Origin of the sequence: Saccharothrix syringae, assembly GCF_009498035.1 — a bacterium.
Lineage (GTDB): Bacteria > Actinomycetota > Actinomycetes > Mycobacteriales > Pseudonocardiaceae > Actinosynnema > Actinosynnema syringae.
The window spans coordinates 5074006-5097932 of sequence record NZ_CP034550.1; the positions used below are offsets into that span (position 1 = coordinate 5074006).

General features: G+C 73.5%; 21 protein-coding genes and 2 pseudogenes. 15 read left to right on the forward strand and 8 right to left on the reverse strand.

Features of this window, described 5'->3' with window-relative positions; all coding sequences use genetic code 11:
- Window positions 1–4: 4 nt before the first annotated feature.
- Window positions 5–613, reverse strand: a complete 609-nt coding sequence (locus EKG83_RS22080) for an alpha/beta fold hydrolase (RefSeq protein WP_084716240.1) — start codon at window positions 611–613, stop codon at window positions 5–7.
- 109 nt (window positions 614–722) lie between these two features.
- Window positions 723–1808, reverse strand: a complete 1086-nt coding sequence (locus EKG83_RS22085) for a lytic polysaccharide monooxygenase auxiliary activity family 9 protein (RefSeq protein WP_084716206.1) — start codon at window positions 1806–1808, stop codon at window positions 723–725.
- Window positions 1809–2507: 699 nt separating this feature from the next.
- Between EKG83_RS22085 and EKG83_RS22090 the strand changes: the two genes are divergently transcribed.
- Window positions 2508–4814: a penicillin acylase family protein gene (locus EKG83_RS22090; RefSeq protein WP_033429573.1), complete on the forward strand. Its 2307-nt coding sequence runs from the start codon at window positions 2508–2510 to the stop codon at window positions 4812–4814.
- Here the strand turns inward: EKG83_RS22090 and EKG83_RS22095 are convergent.
- On the reverse strand, window positions 4811–5686 hold the full coding sequence (locus EKG83_RS22095) for an NmrA family NAD(P)-binding protein (RefSeq protein ID WP_033429572.1): 876 nt from the start codon (window positions 5684–5686) through the stop codon (window positions 4811–4813). The genes EKG83_RS22090 and EKG83_RS22095 overlap by 4 nt on opposite strands.
- A 122-nt stretch (window positions 5687–5808) precedes the next feature.
- On the opposite strand from EKG83_RS22095, the gene EKG83_RS22100 reads away from it, so the two are divergent.
- From EKG83_RS22100 to EKG83_RS22115, 4 genes are all read left to right on the forward strand, one after another.
- Entirely contained in the window at window positions 5809–6669 is an 861-nt protein-coding gene (locus EKG83_RS22100) for a LysR family transcriptional regulator (RefSeq protein ID WP_033429571.1), read from the forward strand.
- A gap of 130 nt (window positions 6670–6799) precedes the next feature.
- Window positions 6800–7135 (forward strand): helix-turn-helix domain-containing protein, encoded by a 336-nt coding sequence (locus EKG83_RS48050; protein WP_228122901.1) that lies wholly within the window; start codon window positions 6800–6802, stop codon window positions 7133–7135.
- A gap of 907 nt (window positions 7136–8042) precedes the next feature.
- Complete coding sequence (locus EKG83_RS22110) at window positions 8043–8834, forward strand: alpha/beta fold hydrolase (RefSeq protein ID WP_228122776.1); 792 nt, start codon at window positions 8043–8045, stop codon at window positions 8832–8834.
- A 31-nt stretch (window positions 8835–8865) separates the two neighbouring features.
- Window positions 8866–9447 (forward strand): TetR family transcriptional regulator, encoded by a 582-nt coding sequence (locus EKG83_RS22115; RefSeq protein WP_033429569.1) that lies wholly within the window; start codon window positions 8866–8868, stop codon window positions 9445–9447.
- Window positions 9448–9453: 6 nt separating this feature from the next.
- On the opposite strand, the gene EKG83_RS22120 is transcribed toward EKG83_RS22115, so the two are convergent.
- Window positions 9454–10605 carry an MFS transporter gene (locus EKG83_RS22120; RefSeq protein ID WP_033429568.1) on the reverse strand — a complete coding sequence of 384 codons (1152 nt, stop codon included), beginning with the start codon at window positions 10603–10605 and terminating at the stop codon, window positions 9454–9456.
- Between the two features lie 162 nt (window positions 10606–10767).
- Here EKG83_RS22120 and EKG83_RS22125 point away from each other — a divergent pair, with 162 nt between their 5' ends.
- Complete coding sequence (locus EKG83_RS22125) at window positions 10768–11445, forward strand: GNAT family N-acetyltransferase (protein ID WP_033429567.1); 678 nt, start codon at window positions 10768–10770, stop codon at window positions 11443–11445.
- Between the two features lie 173 nt (window positions 11446–11618).
- Window positions 11619–11882 (forward strand): hypothetical protein, encoded by a 264-nt coding sequence (locus EKG83_RS22130; RefSeq protein WP_033429566.1) that lies wholly within the window; start codon window positions 11619–11621, stop codon window positions 11880–11882.
- A 95-nt stretch (window positions 11883–11977) separates the two neighbouring features.
- On the opposite strand, the gene EKG83_RS22135 is transcribed toward EKG83_RS22130, so the two are convergent.
- On the reverse strand, window positions 11978–13213 hold the full coding sequence (locus EKG83_RS22135) for a DUF4032 domain-containing protein (RefSeq protein WP_033429565.1): 1236 nt from the start codon (window positions 13211–13213) through the stop codon (window positions 11978–11980).
- Window positions 13214–13361: 148 nt separating this feature from the next.
- On the opposite strand from EKG83_RS22135, the gene EKG83_RS22140 reads away from it, so the two are divergent.
- A complete protein-coding gene (locus EKG83_RS22140) occupies window positions 13362–14786 on the forward strand; it encodes a WGR domain-containing protein (protein WP_033429564.1) in 1425 nt (474 codons plus the stop codon).
- Between the two features lie 75 nt (window positions 14787–14861).
- On the opposite strand, the gene EKG83_RS49715 is transcribed toward EKG83_RS22140, so the two are convergent.
- Window positions 14862–15134 carry a cellulose binding domain-containing protein gene (locus EKG83_RS49715; protein ID WP_407690787.1) on the reverse strand — a complete coding sequence of 91 codons (273 nt, stop codon included), beginning with the start codon at window positions 15132–15134 and terminating at the stop codon, window positions 14862–14864.
- Window positions 15135–15293: 159 nt separating this feature from the next.
- Window positions 15294–16223 (reverse strand): annotated as a pseudogene (locus tag EKG83_RS22145) (extracellular catalytic domain type 1 short-chain-length polyhydroxyalkanoate depolymerase); the annotation flags it as partial.
- Between the two features lie 215 nt (window positions 16224–16438).
- Here EKG83_RS22145 and EKG83_RS22150 point away from each other — a divergent pair.
- The 6 genes and pseudogenes from EKG83_RS22150 to EKG83_RS22175 all read left to right on the forward strand — a co-directional run bounded on the left by EKG83_RS22150 (window position 16439) and on the right by EKG83_RS22175 (window position 22171).
- Complete coding sequence (locus tag EKG83_RS22150; RefSeq protein WP_033429562.1) at window positions 16439–17395, forward strand: PaaX family transcriptional regulator; 957 nt, start codon at window positions 16439–16441, stop codon at window positions 17393–17395.
- A gap of 91 nt (window positions 17396–17486) precedes the next feature.
- Window positions 17487–18512: pseudogene (locus EKG83_RS22155) on the forward strand (Rieske 2Fe-2S domain-containing protein); the annotation flags it as partial.
- Between the two features lie 191 nt (window positions 18513–18703).
- A complete protein-coding gene (locus EKG83_RS22160) occupies window positions 18704–18952 on the forward strand; it encodes a hypothetical protein (protein ID WP_033429561.1) in 249 nt (82 codons plus the stop codon).
- Between the two features lie 22 nt (window positions 18953–18974).
- Window positions 18975–19910, forward strand: coding sequence for a PDR/VanB family oxidoreductase (locus tag EKG83_RS22165; RefSeq protein ID WP_033429560.1), 936 nt, complete (start codon window positions 18975–18977; stop codon window positions 19908–19910).
- Window positions 19883–20659 (forward strand): IclR family transcriptional regulator, encoded by a 777-nt coding sequence (locus EKG83_RS22170; RefSeq protein WP_084716239.1) that lies wholly within the window; start codon window positions 19883–19885, stop codon window positions 20657–20659. The genes EKG83_RS22165 and EKG83_RS22170 overlap by 28 nt, the downstream gene beginning before the upstream one ends.
- A gap of 402 nt (window positions 20660–21061) precedes the next feature.
- Window positions 21062–22171 (forward strand): glycoside hydrolase family 53 protein, encoded by a 1110-nt coding sequence (locus EKG83_RS22175; RefSeq protein ID WP_033429559.1) that lies wholly within the window; start codon window positions 21062–21064, stop codon window positions 22169–22171.
- Between the two features lie 400 nt (window positions 22172–22571).
- Here the strand turns inward: EKG83_RS22175 and EKG83_RS48055 are convergent, their stop codons facing one another.
- Entirely contained in the window at window positions 22572–22766 is a 195-nt protein-coding gene (locus EKG83_RS48055; protein WP_228122778.1) for a hypothetical protein, read from the reverse strand.
- 299 nt (window positions 22767–23065) lie between these two features.
- On the opposite strand from EKG83_RS48055, the gene EKG83_RS48065 reads away from it, so the two are divergent.
- On the forward strand, window positions 23066–23746 hold the full coding sequence (locus EKG83_RS48065; RefSeq protein WP_346004620.1) for a carbohydrate-binding protein: 681 nt from the start codon (window positions 23066–23068) through the stop codon (window positions 23744–23746).
- The last annotated feature ends 181 nt before the right edge of the window (window positions 23747–23927 follow it).

Consider the following 23927-nt stretch of genomic DNA (forward strand, 5'->3'; position numbering starts at 1 on the left):
GCGGTCAGGAGGTCGGCGGCGCCACCGGCGCGGTGCCGACGTGGTGGTGGAACCACCGCGAGGCCAGCCTGATCACCCGGTCGAGCGCGTCGGGCTCCCCGGCCAGCCGACCCGCGCCCGGCACGACCTCCACCCGCTGGTGGGCGGCCGGGTGCTCGTCGCCCTCCTCCAGCACCAGCAGCGCCGGCGCCAGGACGCGGGTGAGGGCGTCCTCCGCGCGGTCCGGGTGCCCACCGACGGAGACCACGGCGCGCACCGCGGCCGGCCGCTCCGCCGCGACGACCAGGGCGACCGCCGCGCCGCCGTCCGCGCCGAACAGGCCGACCGGGTTGCCACCGGTCGCCGGCTGGTCGGCCAGCCAGTCCACCACCGCGGCCAGGCGCCCGGCGAGCACGGGCACGTCGGAGCCGGAGCCGCCCGAGCCCTGGTCCACCCCGCCCAGGTCGACCAGCACGGTGCCCACGTGCTCGCGTTGCAGCGCCTCGGCCACGCGCCGCTCGGGCTCGCCGTCGTGCGCGAACACCACCACGCCGCTGTTGCGGGTCGGCATCGTGAGCCGGACGTCCAGACCGGACCCGTCCAGCGGGACCCGCAGGTCCTCGTCGAGGAACACGACCTCCACCCCTTCCGCGTGACGACCGGTTCCGGGTTGCCCGGTGCGGCCGGTCGAAACCAGCCGACCGGTGTCCGTCCGCGGGGGACGGGCACCGGTCGACGGGGGGTCAGGACGCGGTGCAGGTGAGCGTCGGGGTGCCCGCGGTGCCGGAGGCGACGAAGCCGAAGGTGGTGCTGCCACCCGCGGCGAGCGAGCCGTTGTAGGCCGCGTTGCGGGCGCTGACCGACGTCCCGCTCGTGGTCGCCGTGGCGCCCCAGATCGAGTTGACCCGCTCGCCGGCGGCGAACGTCCAGCCGACCGTCCAGCCGGTGATCGCGGCCGAGCCGGCGGTCACCCGCACCTCGGCCTGGAAGCCGCCGGACCACTGGGCGGTGGTGCGGTACGTGGCCGAGCAACCGCGCGAGGGCACGTCCGAGGAGGTCGTGGTCGTCGTGGTGGTCGTGGTGGTCGTGGTCGTGCTGGTGGGCGTGCCGCCGTCGGTGAAGTTGACGTCGCTGCAGAAGTAGTAGGACTGGTCGAGGTGGCTGGCCTGCCAGACGGTGAACAGCACGTGGTGGCCGCTGCGACCGGGCGCGTTGACCTCGACGGGCGTGGTGGTGCCGGTGGGGATGCGGCCGGTCTGGCCGACCAGCTCCAGGCTGCCCCAGGTCAGCGGCTGGGTCTTGGGGTCGAAGCCCTGCTTGGTGGCGTAGACGCGGATGTAGTCGGCGCCGTGCGAGGACTGGTCGTGCAGGTTCAGGGTGAACCGCGCGGGGCGGTCGACGGTCTTCCAGGCGCCGGGCTTGTCCAGGGCGGCGTAGCGGCCGTTGGCGGCCAGGCCGCCGCTGCACATCTTCCCGTCCGGGACGGCGGCCTGGTGGTTGCCGGCGACGTTCTCGCGCAGCAGGCCGTTCCAGTTGTACATCGCCGACGGGTCGGCCTGCCACGCCTGGTAGCACATGGGGTCTTCGGTGGCCATCTGCTGCGTGGGGCCGTTGGGCCAGCGGAAGTAGCAGCCGTAGTGGCGCGAGGGCGGGTCGCTGACCGCGCCGTGGGCCGAGGCGGTGCCGGCGCCGAAGGTGACCAGCAGGGTGGTCAGCAGGGCCACGCAGGCGCCGAGCACGGCGACGGCCTTGCTCGACGGCTTCGCGAGGGCACGGGCGACCGCGCCGCGGGTGACTGCGCTGGGAGCGTTCCCAGAAGAGGCAAGCATGGAAACCGCCAAATCTCCGTTGATCGACGATGTGGGCTGTGACGACGGGTTCTGTGAACGCGGACCGGGGTGGTCGGTCCGCGTCCACCGTGCCTGGGAGCGCTCCCAGCGCGGCTCAGTCTCAGGATCGGGCCTGATGCCCGGAATCCGCCATTCAGGTATGTGTTGCGCAAATGCGCTGATCGGCCGGTCGGGCGGCAGGGGGATCGGGTGCGTCGCGGCACCCGTCCGGAGGGCGCGGAACCGATTCACCCACCGGGCCGGCACGACAACGGCCCCCCGCGGGAGGCGGGGGGCCGTGGGCAAGGGGTCGGCGCGGCGGTCGCCTCTCGGCGAGTGGCACGACGCGGCTCCAGCCGAACGGTATTCCGCGAAGGCGTTGTAGGTGAGGCCCGGGGGACACGGACCGCACCGACCGCTCCGTACAACGACACCCCCCGCCCCGCTGTTCCCGGCCCGGTGTGGCGTCCGTCTCGCCCGTCCGGGCACGGGAGCGGGCCGAACGCCGGGAACCGCGGAGCACCCGCCCGCCGCGCCACCCGTGGTACAACTCGGACGACCGGGATCGGTGGTTCGGGCGGGCGACCTGGACCGGGGCCGGCTGTGGCTCTGCCGCCACCTCGACGGCACCGGCGGCGAGCGGGTGGCCTTCGAGGCGCTGGAGCGACCGGTCGGGGGATGAGCCTTGGGGGAGGCGCGATGAGGTTGTGCACGTGGTGGGCACTGGTCCTGGTGGTGCTGGCCGGGTCGACCGGCCTGGCGCCGGTCGCGGCGGGCGGGCCACCGCCCGGGGGCGGCGTGCTGGTCCGCCGCACCGCGTACGGCGTCCCGCACGTCCTGGCCGCCGACCACCGGGGCCTGGGCTTCGGCGCCGGGTACGCGGTGGCCGAGGACAACCTGTGCCTGCTGGCCGACATCGCGGTCACCCTGTCCGCGGAGCGGTCGCGCTGGTTCGGCGCCGAGGCGCGCACCCCCGACGGCGTGGGCAACCTCGACAGCGACCTGCACCAGCAGCGGGTCAACCAGACCGGCGTGGTGGAGCGGCTGCTGGCCCGGCCGGCCCCGCTCGGGCCGTCCGGGCAGGCCCGTGAGCTGGTCCGCGGCTACGTCGCCGGGTACAACCGGTACCTGGCCGAGACCGGCGTGGCGAACCTGCCCGACCCGGCGTGCCGGGGCGCGGCGTGGGTGCGCCCCCTCACCGAACTCGACCTGTGGCGCCGCGCGCACCAGCTCGCCACCTCCCTCGACGACGGCTTCCAGGACGCGCTCGTCGGCGCGCAGCCGCCCGGCGAGGCGGCACCGGCCGCCGCCGGGGCGTCGTGGCGGCGGCCCGAGGACGTCGGCAGCAACGCCTACGCCCTGGGGCGGCGGGCCACGGTCGGCGGCACCGGCATGGTGCTGGCCAACCCGCACCTCCCGTGGGTCGGGCCCTACCGCCTCTACCAGCTGCACCTGACGATCCCCGGCGAGCTGAACGTCAGCGGTGCCGCGTTCCTCGGGGTCCCGATGGTCGGGATCGGGCACAACGACCGGCTGGCGTGGACCCACACCGCGTCCACCGCGGCGCCGGTGGCCCTGGCGCGGCTCACCCTGGCGCCCGGCGACCCGCGCGCCTACGTGGTCGACGGCCGGGTGCGGCCGATGGAGCGGGACGACGTCACCGTGGCGGTGCGCCGCCCCGACGGCGGCCTGGACCGGGTGACCCGCACCCTGTACCGCACCGAGCACGGCCCGCTGTTCGAGGACGACGGCGAGCTGGCCTGGACCGACACCACCGCGTACGCCGTGCGCGACCCCAACGCCACCAACCTGCGCGTGGTCGACCAGTGGCTGGCCATGGCGAAGGCCCGGGACGTCCACGGCCTGCACGCGACCCAGGAGCGCCTGCTGGGCGTGCCCGTCTACAACACGCTCGCGGCGGACGCCGACGGCACCGCGTACTTCGGCGCCCTCCAGGTCGTACCGCACATCACCGACGAGCTGGCGGCGCGCTGCGCGACCGGCCCGCGGGTCGGGCTGACCATCCTCGACGGCAGCCGCTCGGACTGCGCCTGGGGCCGCGACCCGGACGCCGTCGAGCCCGGCCTGCTCGGCCCGGCGCGGCTGCCCGTGCTGTTCCGCCACGACCACGTCAGCAACATGAACAACAGCCCCTGGCTGGCCAACCCGGCCGCGCCGCTGACCGGGTACCCGGCCGTCGTCGGCGACGTCGGCACCCAGCGCTCCCCGCGCACCCGGCTGGGCCTGGACATGATCGCCGACCGGCTGACCGGCGAGGACGGCCTCGGCCCGGCCGGGTTCACCCTGCCCACCCTGCAGGCCACCACGTTCGGCAACCGCAACCTCACCGCCGAGCAGGGCCGGGCGGCGGTCGTGGCGATGTGCGCGGCCGATCCGGCGCCGGTCGGCAGCGACGGCACCCCGGTCGACGTGCGGGCCGCGTGCGCCGCGCTGGCCGGCTGGGACGGCCGGGGCGACCTCGACGCGCGGGGCGCGGTCCTGTGGCGCGAGTTCGTCGACCGCCTGGGCCGCTCGGGGGTCGACCCGTGGCGCGTGCCCTTCGACCCGGCCGACCCGACCGGCACCCCGCGCGGCTTCGACACCGCGCGCCCCGGCGTGAGCACGGCGTTCGCCGACACTGTGCGGGCCTTCCAGACCGCCGGGGTGCCGGTGGACCTGCGGCTGGGCGACTTCCAGCGCCACGAGGGCGTGCCGGTCCACGGCTGCGCCTCGTTCGAGGGCTGCTTCAACGCCGTCTCGGCGGGCACCGCGTCCCGGCCGACCGGCGTCACCCGCGGCTCCACCTTCGTCATGGCGGTGGAGCTGACCCCGTCGGGTCCCCGCGCCCGCACGATCCTCATCTACGGCCAGTCGGGTGACCCGACCTCACCGCACCACCTCGACCAGACCCGGCTGCACTCGGCCAAGCAGTGGGTCGTGGGGCGCTTCACCGAGGCCGAGATCGCCCGCGACCCGGAGCTGGTCGTGCGCCGGTTGACCCCCTAGGCCGCGGCGAGCACGTCCTCGCACCACCGCCGGAACGTGGTGGGCGTGAGGGACCGCGACGCGTCGAGCCGCGCCTCGTCCAGCCCGTTGTCCTTGGCCACGAACATGTCGAGCATGCCCCGCGCCACGACCTCGGACATGCCGTGCCCGACGAGCCCGGCCAGGTACTCCTCGCCGGTCACCTGCTCGTAGCGGACCGGCCGGCCCAGCACCTCGGCGATGATCGCGGCCATGTCGTTGCCCGACAGGTCCTCCGGGCCGAGCAGCGGCACGCTGTCCTGCCCGTCCCACGAGCCGTCGAGCAGCAGGGTGGCGGCGACGGCGGCGATGTCCCGGGTGGCGCACGTCGGCAGCGCGCGGTCGGGGGACAGGGGCGAGGTGAACACGCCGCGGTCGCGGATCGACCCGACCTGGCGCAGCGCGTTGTCCATGAACCCGGGCGCGGCGAGCGACCGGTAGGCCACGCCCGTGCCCGCGATCAGGTCGTCCATCGCCAGCGACGCCGTGACCAGCCCGGCCCGCCCGGCGAGCGCCGACCCGCGGCCCAGGGCGGAGAGCCCGACCACGCGGCCGACCCCCTGCTGCGCGAACGCCTCGCACGCCGGTCGGGCGAAGTCGGAGTAGACGGCCTCCAGGCTGGGGGCGCGGTAGTTCGGGGGAGCCACCCAGAACACGGCGTCGGCACCCGCGAACGCCTTCTCGACGACCTCGGCGTCCCCGTGCGACCCCGGCACGACATCAACGCGCTCCCTCACCTGAGCGGGCAGCCGGCCCGGGTCGCGCACGACAACGCGAACGGGCGCCCCGAGGTCGAGCAGGTGCTGGACGACCTGGCTGCCGGTGCTGCCCGTCGGAGTGGTGACGACGATCATGAACAACCTCCACGCGAATGCTCAACGGGCTCGCCGCCACACCCGCGGCGGCGATGGCCAGTCAACCGGTCGGGGCGGCCGACTTTAAGGACCGATCGGGACGACATTGATACCCTGCGGGTATGAGCGACCTGGAGGTCAGGCAACTCCGGTACTTCGTGGCGGTGGCCGAGGAGCTGCACTTCGGGCGCGCCGCCCGGCGCCTGGGCATGGCCCAACCGCCGCTGTCCCGGGCGATCCGCGACCTGGAACGCCACCTCGGCGTGCGCCTGCTGGACCGCACCACGCGCCAGGTCGCCCTGACCACCGCCGGCGAGGGCCTGCTGCACGACGCCCGCGCAGCCCTGGACGCGGTCACCGCGGCCGCCCGCCGGGCCCGCCACGCCGGCCGGGACGACCCGGCGCTGCGACTGGCGCTCAAGGCTGATTACGACGCCGGCCTGCTGCCTCAGGTGCTGGCCGAGTACCAACTGGAGGACGCCGCGCTACCGGTGGAACTGGTGCTGGGCGGGCGGGGCGACCAGGCCCCCGCCCTGCGCGACGGCCGGGCCGACGTCGCCCTGGTGCCGACCCCCTTCGACGACCGCGACCTGGACTCCGAACCGCTGACCACCGAACCGAGGCTGGTCGCCCTGGCCGCGACCGACCCACTGGCCGAGCGCCCGGACCTGTGCCTGGCGGACCTGGTGGACCGGACCCTGCCCGACGGCCTGCCCGCGCACCGGGACCCGGCGCCGATCGAGCACCGCCCGGCACCGAGGCTGGACCTGGCGCAGATCTTCAACCTCGTCGAACTCGGCGGCCGGGTCTGGTTCCCACCCGCCTCGGTGGCCAGGCGCCACCCGAGGCCCGGCATCGTCTACCGCGCCGTGACCGACCTGGCCCCGATCACCCTGGCGGTGGCCTGGCCGCAGAACTCCCGCTCGCCGGCGGTCGCGGCGTTCGTCCGCACGGTCATTGCCGCGGCGGCCGTGGCGCGGTGACCCCGGTACCCTGACAACACCGCTTCGTCGATCCTCGGGCCGATGGGCCAGAGGCCGGCGGGGAGGTACCGGCGAAGAGGTGATCCACCGTGTCGTCAGCGGCCGAGACCGGTAGGCCCATCGGCAGCGGATCAAGTCCCACCGCCAACGGGTTGGCATGAGCAGGCCGGTGCTCGCGGCACTCGTCGGCAGGTCCGCCGAGTGGCTGAAGGCGGTGGAGAACGGCCGGCTGCAACCTCCCAGGTTGCCCGTGCCGCTGCGCCTCGCCCACGCGCTCGACCTCTCGGATCTTCCGGAACTCACGGGGAACGGCCACGCCGTGCCGGTGCGCGTGTTCGCCGGCCAGAGGCACCCCGCGCTCACGGACGGTCCGGCACTCGACATCAGATCACCGGACCCGGATCGGCGCACTCCTACCCGGTCTGATCCGGGATGCGCAGCGCGCTGTGCGGACCCTTCGTGGTGAGGAACGCCGTGAAGCGCGACGGATCCTCGCCGGGGTCTACCTGCCACCGCGGGCGGCGCGTGGGCGATGGTGGGCGCGTTGCGGGACGCGGGCCGATGGGACGAGGCCGTGGCGTTGGCGATCGACGCCGCGAACGGGTTGGCGCCACATCTCGACCGGGAGTCTGCGGACTGGCGCGGTCTCTGGGGTGCACTGCACGCAGAGGTCGCCTGCACGCACGCTCGGCGTGGACGGGCACGGCGTAGCCGACACCTGATCGAGGTGGCGCGAGGGCACTCGCAGCGCGGCGATCGGGTGGCGGTGTGGGCGATGCTGGACAAGGCGGAGCGCACGGCGTCGGAGACGATCCGCTTCAACGGGTTCGCGCGGGAGATACTGCTCGACCTCATCGACCGGCCGCCGGCAGGTCTCAGGGCGGAGGTACGCGACCTCTGCGGCGACCACGAACCGGTCGCCTTCGACGACCCCGCGATCCGCTGGGTCCTGGCCTCGAAACCGGTGCGGACGCTCCACGAGGGCACGATCGGTTCGGTCGAGCGCAGCGCCTGCAGGAACCCACCCTCGAATCCGCCAACAACGCGTGCACCACAGCCCACGCGTCACCCTCGAACAACCCACGACCGACCAGACAGCAACCACCGGCCTCCACCCAACCGGTCATCACCCCTACCCCGCACAACTCCGCCTCACGCTCCGCGATCTCCACCGCCACCTCGCGCTTGCCGCCCCAGGAGTGGTAAATCGAACCGGTGGGTGCCTCGGCCGCGCGGGCAACTGCCGCCCACCGGTCGCGGTGCGGCCCTGCGCGCGCGGCAGTTCCGCCATGGCTCGCACGATTCACCGGTCGGTTCCCCCCGACGCGTGCTAGAACGGTCGCCCCAGAACGGCCGTCCAGAGGGGGATGGGTGTGGAGGACGTCGAGCTGCCGGCGGGTGTCGTCCACTACGTCGCGGTCGGACAGGGCCCGCCGGTCGTCCTGCTGCACGGCCTGCTGATGGACTACGCGCTGTGGGACCGGGTCCTCCCGCGGCTGCCCCAGGGCTTCCGCTACATCCGCCCGACCCTGCCGCTCGGGGCGCACCGGCGCGCCATGGACCCCGGCGCCGACCTCACCCTGCCCGGCCAGGTGCGGATCGTGGCGGACTTCCTGGAGGCGCTGGGCCTGGAGGACGCCACGCTCGTGCACGCCGCCTGGGGCGGTGCGCTGTTCCTCACCGCCCGCGGCCTCGACGGGCGCGTGGCGCGGCAGGTGGTGCTGCCGTGCCAGGCGTTCGACAACTTCCCACCGGGCGGGGTGCGGCTGCCGCGGGTCGGGTGGTCGCGCCGGCTGCTGCTCGGGCGGGTGGCGCGCCGGCTGCCCGACGAGCTGGTCCGGCGCTGGACCGAACCGGTGCTGCGCGACCCCGGCGTGCACCGCGACCTGCTGGCCTACCGCCACACCCGGTTCGACGCGGCCGGGCTGGTGCGCGACACCGAGGCGCTGAGCCGGTTCCGGGGCGACGCGCTGGTGCTGTGGTCGCCCGACAACCGGGTCGTGCCGCCCGCGCACGGCCACCGGCTGGCCGCGCTGATGCCCGGCGCGCGGTACGCCGAGGTGCCCGGCGCCTCCGTGCTGCCCATGCTCGACGAGCCCGAGGCCGTGGCGCGCGAGCTGTCCCGGTTCCTCACCTCGACCCGGCCGGTGCCCCGGCGCCGCTGAGGTCAACGGTCCGGTTGGCTATCCTCGACGGGTGGCCTGGAACACCGAGCAGACGCGCCGCCGGTTGAAGGAGGCGGCCGTGGTGGAGTTCGCCGAGCACGGCCTGTCGGGCACCAGGGTCGAGCGCATCGCGGCCCGCGCCGGGGTGAACAAGGAGCGGCTCTACAACTACTTCGGCGACAAGGAACGCCTGTTCACCGCCGTGCTGTCGGACGAGCTGGCCAGGATCGCCGCGGCCCTGCCGCTGCAATCGCTGTCGGTCGACGACATCGGCGAGTACGCCGGGCGGCACTTCGACTACCACGTGGCCAACCCGCACCTGATCCGCCTGCTCCAGTGGGAGGCCCTGGAGCACGGCGGCGGGCCGGTGCCGGAGGAGGAGGGCCGGACCGTCCACTACCAGGCCAAGGTCGAGGCGTTCCGGGCGGCGCAGGAGCGGGGCGTGCTGGTCGACTCCGCCCGCGCGGCGGACCTGGTGTTCATGATCATGGCGTTGACGTCCTGGTGGCTGGCCGTGCCGCAGGTGGCGCGGATGGTCACCGGCGAGGCGGACCTGGCGCAGCGCCGGGCCGCCGTGGTGGAGGCGGCCCGGCGGCTGGCGCAGGCGGGCTGAGGGCTCTCAGGCCCGGACCCGGGGCCCGACGGCGACGACGGTCGCGGCGGCGGCGAGCAGGCCGCCCAGCACCAGGCACACCACCGCGAACCCGGCCGGCTCCAGCGCGGCGACCACGAGCGGGCCGACCCCGCCGCCCAGGCCGACCAGGAACCCGTACCCGGCCAGCGCCGTGCCCCGGGCGTCACCGGCGGCCTGCCCGACGATCGCGATCAGCGCCGGGATCGCCACCGCGAGGCCCGCGACGAACACCGCGCTGCCGCCCAGCAGCGGCGCGGGCGACCCGGCGCCCGCCTCCAGCACCAGCCCGGCCGCGGCGACCAGGAACGCGGTGACCGCCACCCGGTGCGGGCCGAAGCGGGCGACCAGCCTGCCCGCGAACAGGCCCAGCACGATGCCCGGCAGCCCGGGCAGGCGCACCAGCAGCAGGTCCACGGCGTCGTGCAGGCCGTACCGCTCGCCCACGGCGGTGTTCAGCGCGGTGTACATGCCGACGAACGTGAACAGCAGCGTGACCGCGGCCGCGTAGGCCACCAGCAGCGGTGGCCGGCGGACCAGCTCGCCCAGGCGCGCGAAGGTCCGCCCCAGCGGCACGGGGTCGGGGCGCGGCACGCCCGGCAGCCGCACCACCGCGGCGGCGACGGCGATCAGCAGCGGGACGACCAGCCAGAAGACCCAGCGCCAGCCCAGCGCGCGGTCCACCCCCAGCGCGTAGCCCTGGCTGACCAGGCCCGCCAGCAGGAACGAGCCGGACACCGCGGTGACACCCGCGGCGCGGCGGTGCGCGGGCAGCACCTCGACGGCGTGGGCCACGGCCACCGACGGCACCGACGCGGCCAGGAAGCCCTGCACGACCCGGGCGGCGAGCAGCGGCGCGAAGGACCCCGCCGCGCCCGCCACGACCGCGGCCACGGCGCCCGCGGCGAGCCCGACCGCCATCACCAGGCGGCGGTCGTAGCGGTCGGAGGCGGTGCCGAACAGCAGGTTGCCCACGGCGAACGCGAAGCCGAAGCCGGCGCCGACCCAGGCGGCCGCGGCCAGCGGCACGTCGTAGCGGGCGGCGATGCCGGGGAGCAGGGGGACGGTCAGGTACAGCTGGCCGACGGACAGGATCACGGCCCCGACCAGGACGGCCACGACCAGTGGTGCGCGGTGCATGCAAATCTCCAACCTTGGCGTTGGAAGTGAAGGTAGCCCCGATCGACGACAAACGCCAACGGTGTAGTTGGACTATGGCGCGCGTCACTGGCGTCCGGATGGACTTCGATTTCCCCGCCTCCTACTGTCGCCATTTTCTTGCAATAACTTCCGGGGGGACGCATGACCGGCTCCGCGCACGTCACGGGCAGCACCACGGCCGACCTGATCCGCCGCTGGCAGCGGGGCTGGGGCGAGTGCCGGGGCTGGGCACCGGCGGAGGAGGCGCGCGGCGCCCTGCACCTGCTGCTGCGCCTGCCCGGCCGGTGCCGCGAGGTCGTCGCCCTGCACGCCGACGACGACCCGGCGTCGGTGGCCGCGCTCGCCGCCGAGGTCGCCGCCGACCCCGAACCGGCGTGGCTCACCGTGCCGACGACCCGGCCGGACGAGGTCGAGCGGGTCGTGAGCGAGGCGGGCCTGAGGTCGGCGGGCGCCCGCGAGTGGTTCATGACCCGCGACCTGACCGGTCATCCCGCACCGGAGGCGGTCGACCCCTACCGGTGCACCACCGCCACGTCCGGCCGCGTCGTGACCGCCGAGGTGTGGCACGGGGCCGACCTCGCCGCCCGCGGGAACGTGGCAGTGGTCGACGGGGACGCGGTCGCCGACCGCGTCGAGACCCGGGCCGACCACCGCCGCCGGGGGTTGGGCGGCGTGGTCGTGGGCGCGCTGGCGGCCGAGGCCGCGGCGCGCGGCGCGACCACCGGCCTGCTCGTCGCCAGTACCGCGGGTGAACGCCTCTACGCGTCACTGGGCTGGTCCACCCGCGCCGCCGTGGTGATCGCCACCAACGGCGTCTGACCGGAAAGACACCCTCGGGTGATTCCCTTCGAACACATAAGGGCAATACGGGTGGTGCGACGACGAAATGTGCGGCCTCATTCGCCCGAACACCCACGCAGGGTGCCATAGGAATTTGCGCCTACCCGGTTCGCCATCGCGGGGTTACGGTGTCGATCCGCTCGCGTTCCCGGGTGCGGAATTCCTCCACGGAAGGTGGCGGCATTGAGGACGACATCGGCGTCTCCGGCAGGATCAACGTCCGGCAGGCGGACGGGAGCTGGAACCACTTCGCCTGGGTCCGCGACGGCAACGGCAACAACGACCGCTGCGGCGACGCCAACAACGTCGACGTGATCCGCGAGTCGGCCGACTACACGTTCACGATCTGCCAGCAGAACACCGCCGAGGGCGTGCGCTACAACTGCGCGACCTCGCCGGCCATCTCCGGGGCCTGACGGCTCAGGACCCCGCGTCGCGGGAAAGCGGGAAAGCGGGGAAGCAATGGCGCACGGCCCGCACGAGGCCGTGCGCCGCCCGCCGTCCGGCGCGGTCAGTCCTCCGGCCCGAAGTCGTCCTCGTCCTCCGCCTGCTCCCCGTCCTGGTGCGGCAGCACGGTGGCCAGGTAGGAGCGCAGCGCGGCGGTCGTCCCCACGTCCCGCCCCGCGTCCTCGGACAGGTACCAGCGGTGCACCAGCACCTCGTGGAACAGCTCCGCCGGCGCCAGCACGCCGAGCAGGTCGCGCGGCACCGCCGCCACCACCGGGTCGTAGACCTGGCTGCGCCACAGGTGCGCCGCGGTGGTCTCGGGCACCGGGCGGCCGTCGCGCTGCTCCAGGTAGGCGCGGAACGAGCGCAGGTCGTTGAGCAGGCGCCGGGCCTGGTTCTCCTGGGCCTCCAGGCCGGTGAGGCGGAACAGCTCGCGGCGGTGCTGGCCGCTCTCGGCGACCCGGATGTCCACCCGCAGCCGCACGCCGCCGTCGGAGGTGATCAGCTCGACCTCGCTGACGTCGAAGCCCAGGTCGTTGAGCCGGCGCAGGCGCTCGGCGACCCGGTAGCGCTGCTCGTCGGGCCGGAAGAACTCCTCGCGGGTCACCTCGTCCCACAGCGCGGCGTAGCGGCGCGGCACGCTGTCGGCCAGCTCGATGGGGTCGATGTCGGGTGGCAGCAGCCCGCCCGCCTCCAGGTCCATCAGCTCGCCGCCGATGCGCTCGCGCGCCATGTCCACGTCGTGGTTGCGCTGGCCGTCGGACAGCTGCGGGTGCCGCTCCACGGTCTCGGCGTCGACCAGGTACGCCGCGAGCTTGCCCGCGTCGAGCCGGAACAGCGTGTTGGACAGCGAGCAGTCGCCCCAGAACGTGCCCGCCAGGTGCAGCCGCACCAGCAGCTCGACCAGCGTGTCGACCAGCCGGTCGGCGGAGTGGTCGTCGCCGCGCGGGCTGGAGAACAGGTACCGGTAGGACATCGAGTGCTCCAGGTACCGGGTGACCAGGACGGCCTGCTGGTCGTCCGGGCGGTCCACGCACAGCCCGAGCACCGTCACCGAGGGCATGCCCTCCTTCTCCAGCTCGCCGAGCACCGCGTACTCGTGCCGGGCCAGCCGCTCGGAGATCTCCTTGAGCGCGTACACCCGGCCCTCGCTGGCCACGAACCGCACGACGTGCCGCGAGATGCCCCGTTGCGGCACGGTGAGCAGCAGGTCGTCGTCCCACTCCTCCAGCGGCCGGGCCCACGGCAGGGTCAGCAGGCCGGTCGCCTCGGTCGCGGGCGGACGGAAGAGGAAGCGCATTCGGGTCCTCCGCAGTGGTGCGTTGACGAGCGGAAGGTACCCGTGGTCCGCGCCGTCCCGCGTGTGTGACCGCTCACGGGCGGCGGGCAGGATTGTCGGTGCCCCCCGATAGCGTGCCCGCAAGATCACGTGAAGGGGGACGAAACCCATGTCTGCGACGACGTACCTGGAGCTGTCCGAGCCGGGCGGTGGCGCGCACAAGTTCTACGAGGTGCGGGTCGACGACACCGAGGTCACCATCACCTACGGGCGCATCGGGGAGCAGGGGCAGGTCAGGACCGCGACCTTCGCCGACCACGCCAAGGCGGTCAAGGCGGCCGAGAAGAAGATCGGCGAGAAGGTGCGCAAGGGGTACGCCCCCGCCGTCCGGGGCGTGCGGCAGGCCAGGCCGGTGAGCAGGCGGCAGATCGTCAGCACCCGCTCGACCGCCCACCAGGCGCCGGTGCTGTGGCGGTTCGCCTCCGGCGCGCCCGCGTTCGGCATCTTCATCGGCGAGGACCGGGCCTGGGTCGGCAACGAGAACGGCGACGTCTTCACCCTCGCCCACGACGGCCGGGTCACCGGGCGGTTCGGCCTGCCCGACTCGGTCAAGTGCATCGTGGCCGACGACTTCTGGATCTACGCCGGGTGCGACGACGGCCGGGTGTACGACCTGGGCGCGAAGGTGCCCCGGGTGGCCTACGAGATCGCCGAGGACGTCGACATCTACTGGCTCGACATCCACGACGGCGTGCTGGGCGTGTCCGACCGGCAGGGCCGGGTGACCGTGGTCGACCACGAGGACGAGTTCCAGTGGTCGGTCCCGTCCGGCGGCGACAGCGGCTGGATGGTCCGCTGCTCGCCCGACGGCGTGTTCCACGGCCACTCCCGGGGCGTCACCCACTACACCGGCCGCGGCCACCGGGCGTGGTACGCCGAGACCACGGGGCAGGTGCTGTTCGGCTGGCAGGAGCGCGACGCGGTCTTCGCGGGCACCAGCCGGGGCCGGGTGCAGCGCATCCGCAAGTCCGATGGCGCGAAGACGGGCGACTACCGCTGCGACGCGCCGGTGTTCTCCTGCGCGACCTCGGCCGACGGCGAGCTGGTCTTCGCCGGTGACAACCAGTCCTCGGTGTACTGCTTCGCCGCCGACGGGACCAGGCTGTGGAAGCTCGCCACCGGCTGCGGCTCGGCGTACTCCATGCAGTACCGCGACGAACGCCTCTACCTGGTCACCACGGACGGTTCGCTCGCCTGCGTCGACGCGAGCCCCGCCGCCGTGCGCGCGGCCGAGCAGGGGCGGGTCCCGCAGCGGCAGGACATCAAGGCGGGCGGCATCGAGCGCGTCGAGGCGACCGCCGAGGTGGAGTTCGTCGCGCACGCCGCCCCGGGCGAGGGCGTGGTGGTCGAGTGCGTGCGGGAGGGCGGCCGGGTCCGGGTGCACGTCGTCTCCGACGGCTACGACCGCACGTGGGGCGTGCAGTTCCCGAAGAACATCCGGGTGCCCGGCGCGCGGTTCCTGGTCGCCGAGGTGGTCAGCTCGGCGAGCGGGTCGTTCTACCGAACCAGGGGCGAGATCAAGCGCCTGCGCTGAGCACGCGCCCGACCGTCCGCCGCGGACGCGGCGGCGCCCCGGTCACCGTCGTGGCCGGGGCGCCGCCGGGGCCGGTCAGGCGGTGGCGCAGGGCGCGCCGTTGAGGGTGAAGGAGGCGGGTTTGGCCGTGTCACCGCCGTGGGTGGCCTGGAAGCCGATGCCGATCGAGGCGTTCGGCGCGATCGTGCCGTTGTAGGCGACGTTGCGCGCGGTCACCTGGCCGGAGCTCGGCGAGTAGGTGGCGCCCCAGCCGGAGGTGATGGTCTGCCCGCCGGGCAGGGTGAAGGCCAGGGACCAGCCGTTGACGGCGCTGGTGCCGGTGTTGGTGATGGTGATGCTCTCGACCATGCCGTTGTTCCAGGCGTTGACCGTGCTCGTGACCCGGCACGCGCCCGGCGGCTGGGTGGTCGTGGTGGTCGTCGTGGTAGTCGTGGTGGTGGACGTGGTGGTGGACGTGGTGGTGGACGTCGTCGTGGTGGTGGTCGTCGAGGTCGGGGTGCCGCTGCCGTCCAGGCCGAAGAACGCGACGGCCCGCGCGGCCATCCCGGCCGACGGCAGGCTGTGCCCGGCGCCCTGGATGCTGTACGCCTCGACCAGGGTGGTGCCGCCGGAGTCGTAGCGGCGGCGGTTCCAGCCGGACTGCGGCGTGTCGGTGGACGTCGGCGTCTGGCTCAGCCCGAACACGTTGGTCCACTGCTCGATCGTCTCCTGCAGCAGCGCGTAGGGCACCAGCGTGTCGGCGGTGCCGTGCCACAGCTGGACGCGCGGCCGGGGGCCGGTGTAGCCGGGGTATGCCTGGCGCACCGCGTCACCCCACTGCTGCGGTGTCCGGTTCGCCCCGCCGTTGCCGGTGCACTTGCTGCTGCCGGGCGGGTAGTCGGCCGCGTTGGCGAAGCAGTTGTAGGGCACGCCCATGAACGCGGCACCCGCCTTGAACACGTCCGGGTACAGCGCCAGCATGTGGTTGGTCATCATGCCGCCGGACGACGACCCGGTGGCGAAGACCCGGTTCGGGTCACCGCCGTAGCGCTGCTCGACGTAGTTGACCATCGACACGATCGAGACCGGGTCGCTGCCGCCGCCGCGCCGCTTGGCGGCGTCGGACCACGTGTCGAAGCACTTGCCGAACCCGGCCTCCTGCTGGGCGCTGGGGTAGATGACGATGAACCCGTACCGGTCGGCCTGCGAGGCGAACTCGCTGCCCGAGTAGAAGCCGGGGCCGGAACCGCCGCAGCCGTGCATGGCCACCACGATCCCGGGGTTGGCCGGGCGGGAGTCCGGCACGTAGACGTGCATGCGCATCCCGCCCGGGTTGTTGCCGAAGTTCGTGACCTCGGTCAGCGAGGCCGCGGACGCGGGCGTGGACAGCGGGATGGCGAGGACCGCCACGGCCAGCGACGCCGCCGCGGCGAGGAGGGAACTCCGATTGGGCTTCATTGCGCCTGAACTCCTTTGTTCCACGCGCTCTGGGGAGGGGAGGGCGACGGGTGCGGGTGCTCCTCGGCGGCGAAGACCCGGACCCCTCGTATGACAGTTACCTTGCCTACCGGTCATGAAACTGTCAATCGACCGTCTCGACCACCGCGAACGCGGATTCCGGAACTGGTTACAGTCGGTGGCAGCCACCCGTCCCAGCCACCGCCGGAGCCGCCGTGACCAGCCCTTATGACATCGAGGAGATCTTCCCGGACGACGCGGTCCGACTCCCTCGGCGGCAGTCGGGCAACTCACCGCAGGGCCTGGCCGTGACCCTCATGGCGGACTACACCCTGCGCACCAGGGCGTGGCTGCCGTCGGCGGCCATCGTGGCCCTGCTCGCGGAGGCCGGCGTCAGCTCCGCCGGGGCCCGCACCGCCATCAGCAGGCTCGCCCGCCGCGGCGTGCTGGAGGGCAGCAGGCAGGGCCGCAACAGCTCCTACCGGCTGACCAAGGCGGCCGCGTCCGTCCTGGCCGCGGGCGGCCGGGCGATCGTCTCGTGGGCCGCGGACCCCGGCACCTGGGACGAGTGCTGGACGCTGGTCGCCTTCTCGCTGCCCCAGGACGAGGTCACCCGGCGGCGCGGGCTGCGCAGCCACCTGAGGTGGCTCGGCTGCGCGCCCCTCTACGACGGCCTGTGGGTCTCGCCCCACGACCTCACCGACAAGGCCAAGGCGCAGCTGGCCGACCTCGCACCCGGCGCCATGACCGTGTTCCGCGCCCGGCACGTCGAACTCGGCGCCTCGGTCGGCCGCGACCCCCTCGACGCCTGGGACACCGCCGCCATCGCCGGGCAGTACGAGTCCTTCATCCGGCGGTGGAGCCCGCTGCGCCCGGCCGCCCGGATCACCGGCGCCGACGCCGTCCGCACCCGCACCGAGGTGATGGACACCTACCGCCGGCTGCCCATCCTCGACCCGCAGCTCCCCACCCGGCTGCTGCCGCCGGGGTGGCTGCGCGACCCCGCCCGCGACCTGTTCACCACCGTCTACGACGGCCTGGCCGCACCCGCCCAGGACCACGTGCGCGCCGTCGCGGCCCGGTTCACCGCCGAACCCCTCACCGACGTCCGCGCCCACACCGCCGCCGACCTCCTCGGCGGCTTGGTCGACCCGCGCGAGCCGACCTGCTGAGGCGGTTTTCCGCCTGACGGAAAGGCCGTGTCGACGGTGGTGTGACGGGTGCCATCGTGATCCACACGCGTTGTGCCGAGGAGGAGGTGTGATGACCTCGATCGTCCGCGACCAGTGGTACGTCGCCGCCTACGGCCGGGAGATCGGCCGCGAGCCGTTCGGCCGGACCGTCTGCGGCGAGTCCGTCCTGTTCTGGCGCACCGAGGCAGGCCGGGTCACCGCGATGAGCGACCGCTGCGTGCACCGCCGGTTCCCCCTGTCGGAGCCGCCGAGCCACCTGGTCGGCGACACCGTCGTCTGCGGCTACCACGGCTTCACCTACGGCGCCGACGGCGTGTGCGTGGCGGTCCCGGGCCAGACCAGGGTGCCGCGCACGGCCAGGCTCAAGAGCTACCCGGTGGTGGAGCAGGACTCGTTCGTGTGGATCTTCATCGGCGACCCCGCGCTCGCCGACCCCGCCCGCATCCCGCGCGCGCCGTGGCTGGACATGCCCGGGTGGACCGCGGTGTCGGGCATGGAACCGCTGGCCGCCCGCGCGAGCCTGCTGGTCGACAACCTCATGGACCTCTCGCACGAGACCTACCTGCACGGCGGCTACATCGGCACGCCCGAGGTCGCCGAGACCCCGATCACCACCGAGGTCGACGAGGAGGCCGGGATCGTCTACGTGTCCCGGCGCATGGCCGACGCGGAGTGCCCCCCGTTCTACGCGAGGAGCACGGGCATCCAGGGGCGGATCACGCGCTGGCAGGACATCGAGTTCACCCCGCCCTGCCTCTACAAGCTGCACAGCCGCATCGCGCCGGTCGGCGTGCTGCCGAACGGGGACGGCACCGACCCCGACGCGTTCCACGTCGAGGTCGTCTACGCGATCACCCCGGAGACCGAGTCGTCGACGCACGACTTCTGGGCCGTCGCCCGGGACTTCGCGCTGGACGACGAGGGGGTGTCGGACTTCCTGCGGGAGAGCAACCGGACGGTCGTGCTCCAGGACGTCGCCGCGCTGGACGTCCTGGAGCGCGTGCTGACCGGGGAGCCGGACGGGTACCAGGAGCTGTCGATCAACATCGACACCGGTGGGTTGGCGGCCCGGCGGATGATGGCCCGCCTGGCCGCGGGCGCGTCGGGTGCCGGGGGTGCCGGTGCCGGGGCTCCCGGTGCCGGGTCGTCGGCTGCCGGGGCGTCGGGCGCGGGGGCTCCCGGTGGTGGGGCTCCCGGTGCCGGGCGGTCGGGTGCCGGGCAGCGCGGGGGCGGGTCGTCGGAAGCCGGCGCGTCCGGTGCCGCGGCGGTGGACGTCGCGGCCGCCCGGTGAGCGCCCCGCGCCGCGGCGGCAACCGCGTGGTGCGGGTGGACTGGGTCCCCGGTTCCGACCGCCTCCGAGGCCGCTGCCACTGCGGTGCCGAGACCGAGGCCGACGACCCGGTCCTGCTGTGGGCGTGGCTGGTCGCCCACCCGGACCACCGGCCCGCCGCCCCGCCCGAGGCCACGGGCCCGCCGCCCGCCCACGTCGTCACCGATCCCGCGCTCATCCGGCGACGCACCACCGCGCCCCGCTGATCCCCCCACCAGGAGGAGGCCCGTGCGAACCCCCGGTGCAGACCTGCGGCTGCGCGTCGCCCGGCGCCGCGACGCCGCCCGGGACGTCGTGGTGCTCGACCTGGTCGACCCCTCCGGCGCCGCGCTGCCGGCGTGGGAGCCGGGCGCCCACGTCGACCTGCTGCTGCCCGGCGGGCTGACCCGCCAGTACTCGCTGTGCGGCGACCCGGCCGACCGGTCCGCGTGGCGCGTCGCGGTCCTGCGGGAACCGGCGGGCCGGGGCGGGTCCGCGCACGTCCACGAAGCGCTGCACCCCGGCGTCGACGTCGACGTCCGGGGGCCGCGCAACAACTTCCCCCTGCTGCCCTCACCGCGCTACGTGTTCATCGCGGGCGGCATCGGCATCACGCCCATCCTGCCCATGACCCGCGCGGCGGCCGACGCCGAGTGGGAGCTGCACTACGGCGGCCGCGACCGCGGGTCGATGGCCTTCCTCGACGAGCTGGACCGCGTCACGCCGTACCCGCGGGACGAGGTCGGCCTGATCGACCTGGACCGGGCCCTCGGCACCCCCCGCCCCGACACCCTGGTGTACTGCTGCGGCCCGGAACCGCTGCTGGAGGCCGTGGAGCGGCACTGCCGGGCGTGGCCGGCGGGGTGCCTGCACGTCGAGCGCTTCAAGCCGGGGGAGACCGGCGAACCGGTCGTCGCGGGCACCTTCACCGTCGAACTGGCCCTCAGCGGGTTGACGCTGGCGGTGCCCCCGGGAAGATCCGTGCTGGAGGTCGTCGAGGAGGCCGGGGTGCCCCTGCTGTCCTCGTGCCGGGAAGGGACGTGCGGGACGTGCGAAACGGTGGTGCTCGACGGGACGGTGGACCACCGGGACTCGCTGCTGACCCCGGCCGAGCGGGCGGCCAACGACACCATGTTCCCCTGCGTGTCGCGGGCCGCCTGCCCGAAGCTGGTGCTCCGGCTCTGACCAGGACCGCCAACGGCAAGCTCCTGGCCGTCCTGGACGCCTTCAGCCGGGACCGGCCCGCGCTGACCCTGTCGCAGATCGCCAGGGCGGTGGGCGTGCCGGTGTCCACCGCGCACCGGCTGGTCGCCGAGCTGACCGCGTGGGGCGGCCTGGAGCGCGGGGCGGACGGGCGCTACCGCATCGGCCTGCGCGTGTGGGAGCTGGGCGCGCTGGCACCCCGCGGCCTCGGCCTGCGCGAGGCCGCGCTGCCCTTCCTCCAGGACCTGTACGAGGTCACCCACGAGAACGTCCAGCTCGCCGTGCGGGACGAGGACGAGGTGGTCTTCGTCGAGCGCCTGGCGGCACCGGACTCGGTGACCGTGCTGACCCAGGTCGGCGGCCGGTTCCCGATGCCGCCGACCGGCGTCGGCCTGGTGCTGCTCGCGCACGCGCCGGTCGAGGTGCAGGAACGCGTGCTGGCCGCGCCGATGGCGCGGTACACGCCGTACACCATCACCGACCCGCACCACCTGCGCCGCGTGCTGGCGGACGTGCGGCGGACCGGGGTGGTCATCAGCGACCGCCAGGTCACCACGGACGCCGTGTCGGTGGCCGCGCCCGTGGTGCTCGGCGCCGAGGTGGTGGCGGCGGTGTCGGTGGTGGCCCGCGGTTCCTCGGCGGCGTCCGTCCGCTGGCTCACGCCGGCGGTGCGGGCGGCGGCGTTGGCGATCTCGCGCACCTTGGGGACGTCCGCGGGCGACCCGGCGTAGCGCTCCGGTTCGGACTGTCCACTCACGACGGTTCCCGCCGCCCGGACCTTGCCGGCTCGCGCGGGTGCGGACGACGGGTGATCGCCGGTTCACCACATGGTGCAGCAAGATCACCCGATCGGCCGACGTCCGGCCCGGATGACGTGCCGTCCCCGGTGACCGCGAACCCCGCGTCGCCCTGGACGGCGGCACCGGCCGGCGTCCAGCCCGGGGAACGCGCTGTCACCCGGGCCGGAGGTGTGGCGCTGACCGTTCGGGACCAACCCCTACCGCCCGTGTGCACGCTCCCAATCAGCGTCTCATGCACCCTCTTGAGCACAGCGCCGATCTGCGCTTTCATGACCGTGCACGTTCACAGCCCGAACCGCCACGGGCACCGCACCGTCGATCAAAGGAGATCGGATGTCCGGACCCACCCGGGCGGTCAAGGCCGTCCTCGCCCTGGCGACCGCCGTGCTCCCGCTGACCACGCTCACCCCGCCCGTCTCCGCGGCCGGTGCCCTGAGCATGCTCGGCGCCGACGTCTCGACCGCGCAACGCGCCCTCGACCTCGGCGCGAAGTTCTACGACGCGTCCGGCACCGCCCGGGACCCGCTCGACATCCTCAAGGGCGTCGGCGTGAACTACGTCCGCCTGCGCGTCTGGAACAACCCCAAGAGCGGCTACAACAACAAGGCGAAGGTCCTGGCCTACGCCAGGACCGTCAAGGCCAAGGGCCTCAAGCTCCTGGTCGACTTCCACTACTCCGACACGTGGGCCGACCCGGGCAAGCAGTACAAGCCGGCCGCCTGGTCGGGCCACGACATCGGCCAGCTGCAGGCCGACGTCTACAACTACACCCACGACGTGTGCAGCAGCCTCAAAGCACAGGGCACCACGCCGGACAGCGTGCAGATCGGCAACGAGATCAACGTCGGCATGCTCTGGAACGAGGGCAAGGTCGTCAACAACGATTTCACCAACCTCAGCCTCCTGCTCAAAGCCGGTTACAACGCCACCAAGGCGTGCAACGGCGGTACCAAGGTCATGATCCACACGGCGAACGCCGACAGCCTCGACCACGCCCGCTGGTTCTACGACGGCATCAGGTCGAAGGGCGTGGCCTGGGACATCACGGCGCTGTCGTACTACTGCTCGTGGCACGGCACGTTGGCCAACCTCTACAACGTCATCACCGACGTCCGCTCCCGCTACGGCAAGGACGTGGTCCTCGCGGAGACGGCGTACCCCTTCACCAGCGCGAACGCCGACGGCACCGGCAACTCCGTCACCTCCGGCTGCGCCGACTACCCGCTGACCTGGACCGGCCAGGCCACGAACTTCGCCCACGTCCAGAACACCGCGCGCAACGCCGGCGCCATCGGCGTCTTCTACTGGGAACCGACCTGGTACGCCGTCCCCGGCAACGGCTGGGACCCGGCCGACATCAACGGCAGCGGCAACGGCTGGGACAACATGGCGGTCTTCGACTGGAGCGGTCGCATCAACCCGAACGTCCGCTGGACGCCCTGACCGGGCGCGCCGGGCACGCCTGATCCGCCGTACGCGGTACGGCGGATCAGGCGTGCCCCGGTTGTTTTCGGATTGCCCTGAACGGCGGCGCGCGCAGGAGCTGGCGGCCTGTTGCCGTGAAGTCGTGGAAGCGCTCTCATGGCGCCGGTGAGAGCGCTCCCACAGTACTCTCCCGCCGGTGACGAGGAGGTCACACGAGTTCGAAGCCAGGCCGCCGGCGACGTCTCGTCGCGGCGACAGCCGCGGTGCTCGTCGCGCTTCCCGCCGCTTTCGCCCTGCACGCCAACGCCTCGGTCCCGTCCACCCCCTCGGGCTGGACCCTCCAGTGGAGCGACGACTTCACCGGCAGCGCCAACACGCTGCCCTCCTCGCAGAACTGGATCTTCGACACCGGTCACGGCTACCCCGGCGGCGCCGGGAACCGGGGCACCGGGGAGATCCAGAACTGCACCACCAGCACCGACAACATCGCCCTGGACGGCGCGGGCAACCTGCGGATCACCGCGCTGCGCGACGGCTCGGGCAACTGGACCTCCGGTCGCGTCGAGACCCAGCGGGCGGACTTCAAGCCGCCGGCGGGCGGCAAGATGGCCATCGAGGGCCGGGTGCAGATGCCGAGCGCCACCGGCAACGCCGCCCTGGGCTACTGGCCCGCGTTCCGGGCCCTGGGTTCGCCGTACCGGGGGAACTGCTGGAACTGGCCGTCGATCGGCGAGCTGGACGTGATGGAGAACGTCAACGGCGCGAACAAGGTCTGGGGCACGCCGCACTGCGGCGTGAACCCCGGCGGCGCGTGCAACGAGACGACGGGCCTCGGCTCCGCGCCCCAACTCCTCCTGCACGGGCAACTTCCACACATACCGCTTCGAGTGGGATGCGTCGACCAGCCCGCAGGTGCTCCGCTGGTACGTCGACGGCAGGCAGTTCCACTCCGTGAGCCGGTCGCAGCCGGACGGCACGTCGTGGAACAACATGGCCTCGCACTCCGGCTACTTCCTGCTGCTCAACCTGGCCATCGGTGGCGCGTTCCCAGACGCGATCGCCGGGTTCACCACGCCGACCTCCGCCACCGTGCCCGGCTACTCGATGCTGGTCGACTACGTGGCGGTGTGGACCACCGGCACCGGCGGAACCAACCCGACGACCACGACGACCACGGGCAGCGGCTGGAACGCCTGCGGCGAAATCCAGGCCGAGCAGGCCACGTCGCGCTCGGGCGGCACCATCGAGTCCACCTCGGACACCGGCGGCGGCCAAGACGTAGGCAAGCTCAAGAACGGCGACTGGCTCCGCTTCCCAGCCGTCCGCTTCGATTCCACCACGGCGATCCGGTTCACCGCCAGGGCCGCGTCGGGCGCGGGTGGGTCGGTCAGCGGGCTGGTCGAGGTCCGGCTGGGCGGCCCGACCGCGACACCGGTGGGCAGCTTCGCCATCGCCAACACCGGCGGCTGGCAGTCGTGGCGCACCGTCCCGGCCAACATGGGTGGGGTGACCGGGACGCAGGACGTGTACCTGACCTTCACCAGCGGTCAGCCGTCCGAGTACGTCAGCATCAACTGGATCAAGTTCTCGTAGTCGGGATCGGGTTTTCATTGCCGGGAACAGGTACTCCCGGTCGATCCGGAACCCGGTGGGTCGTGGCCGCCAACGGCAGCGCCACGCCCCACCGGACCTGGCTTGTCGACCACGCAATGTCAACATCAAACATCAGCCGCCAGCGGTGGCATTGCAGCCTGCCGCACTGTCTTGCCCGACT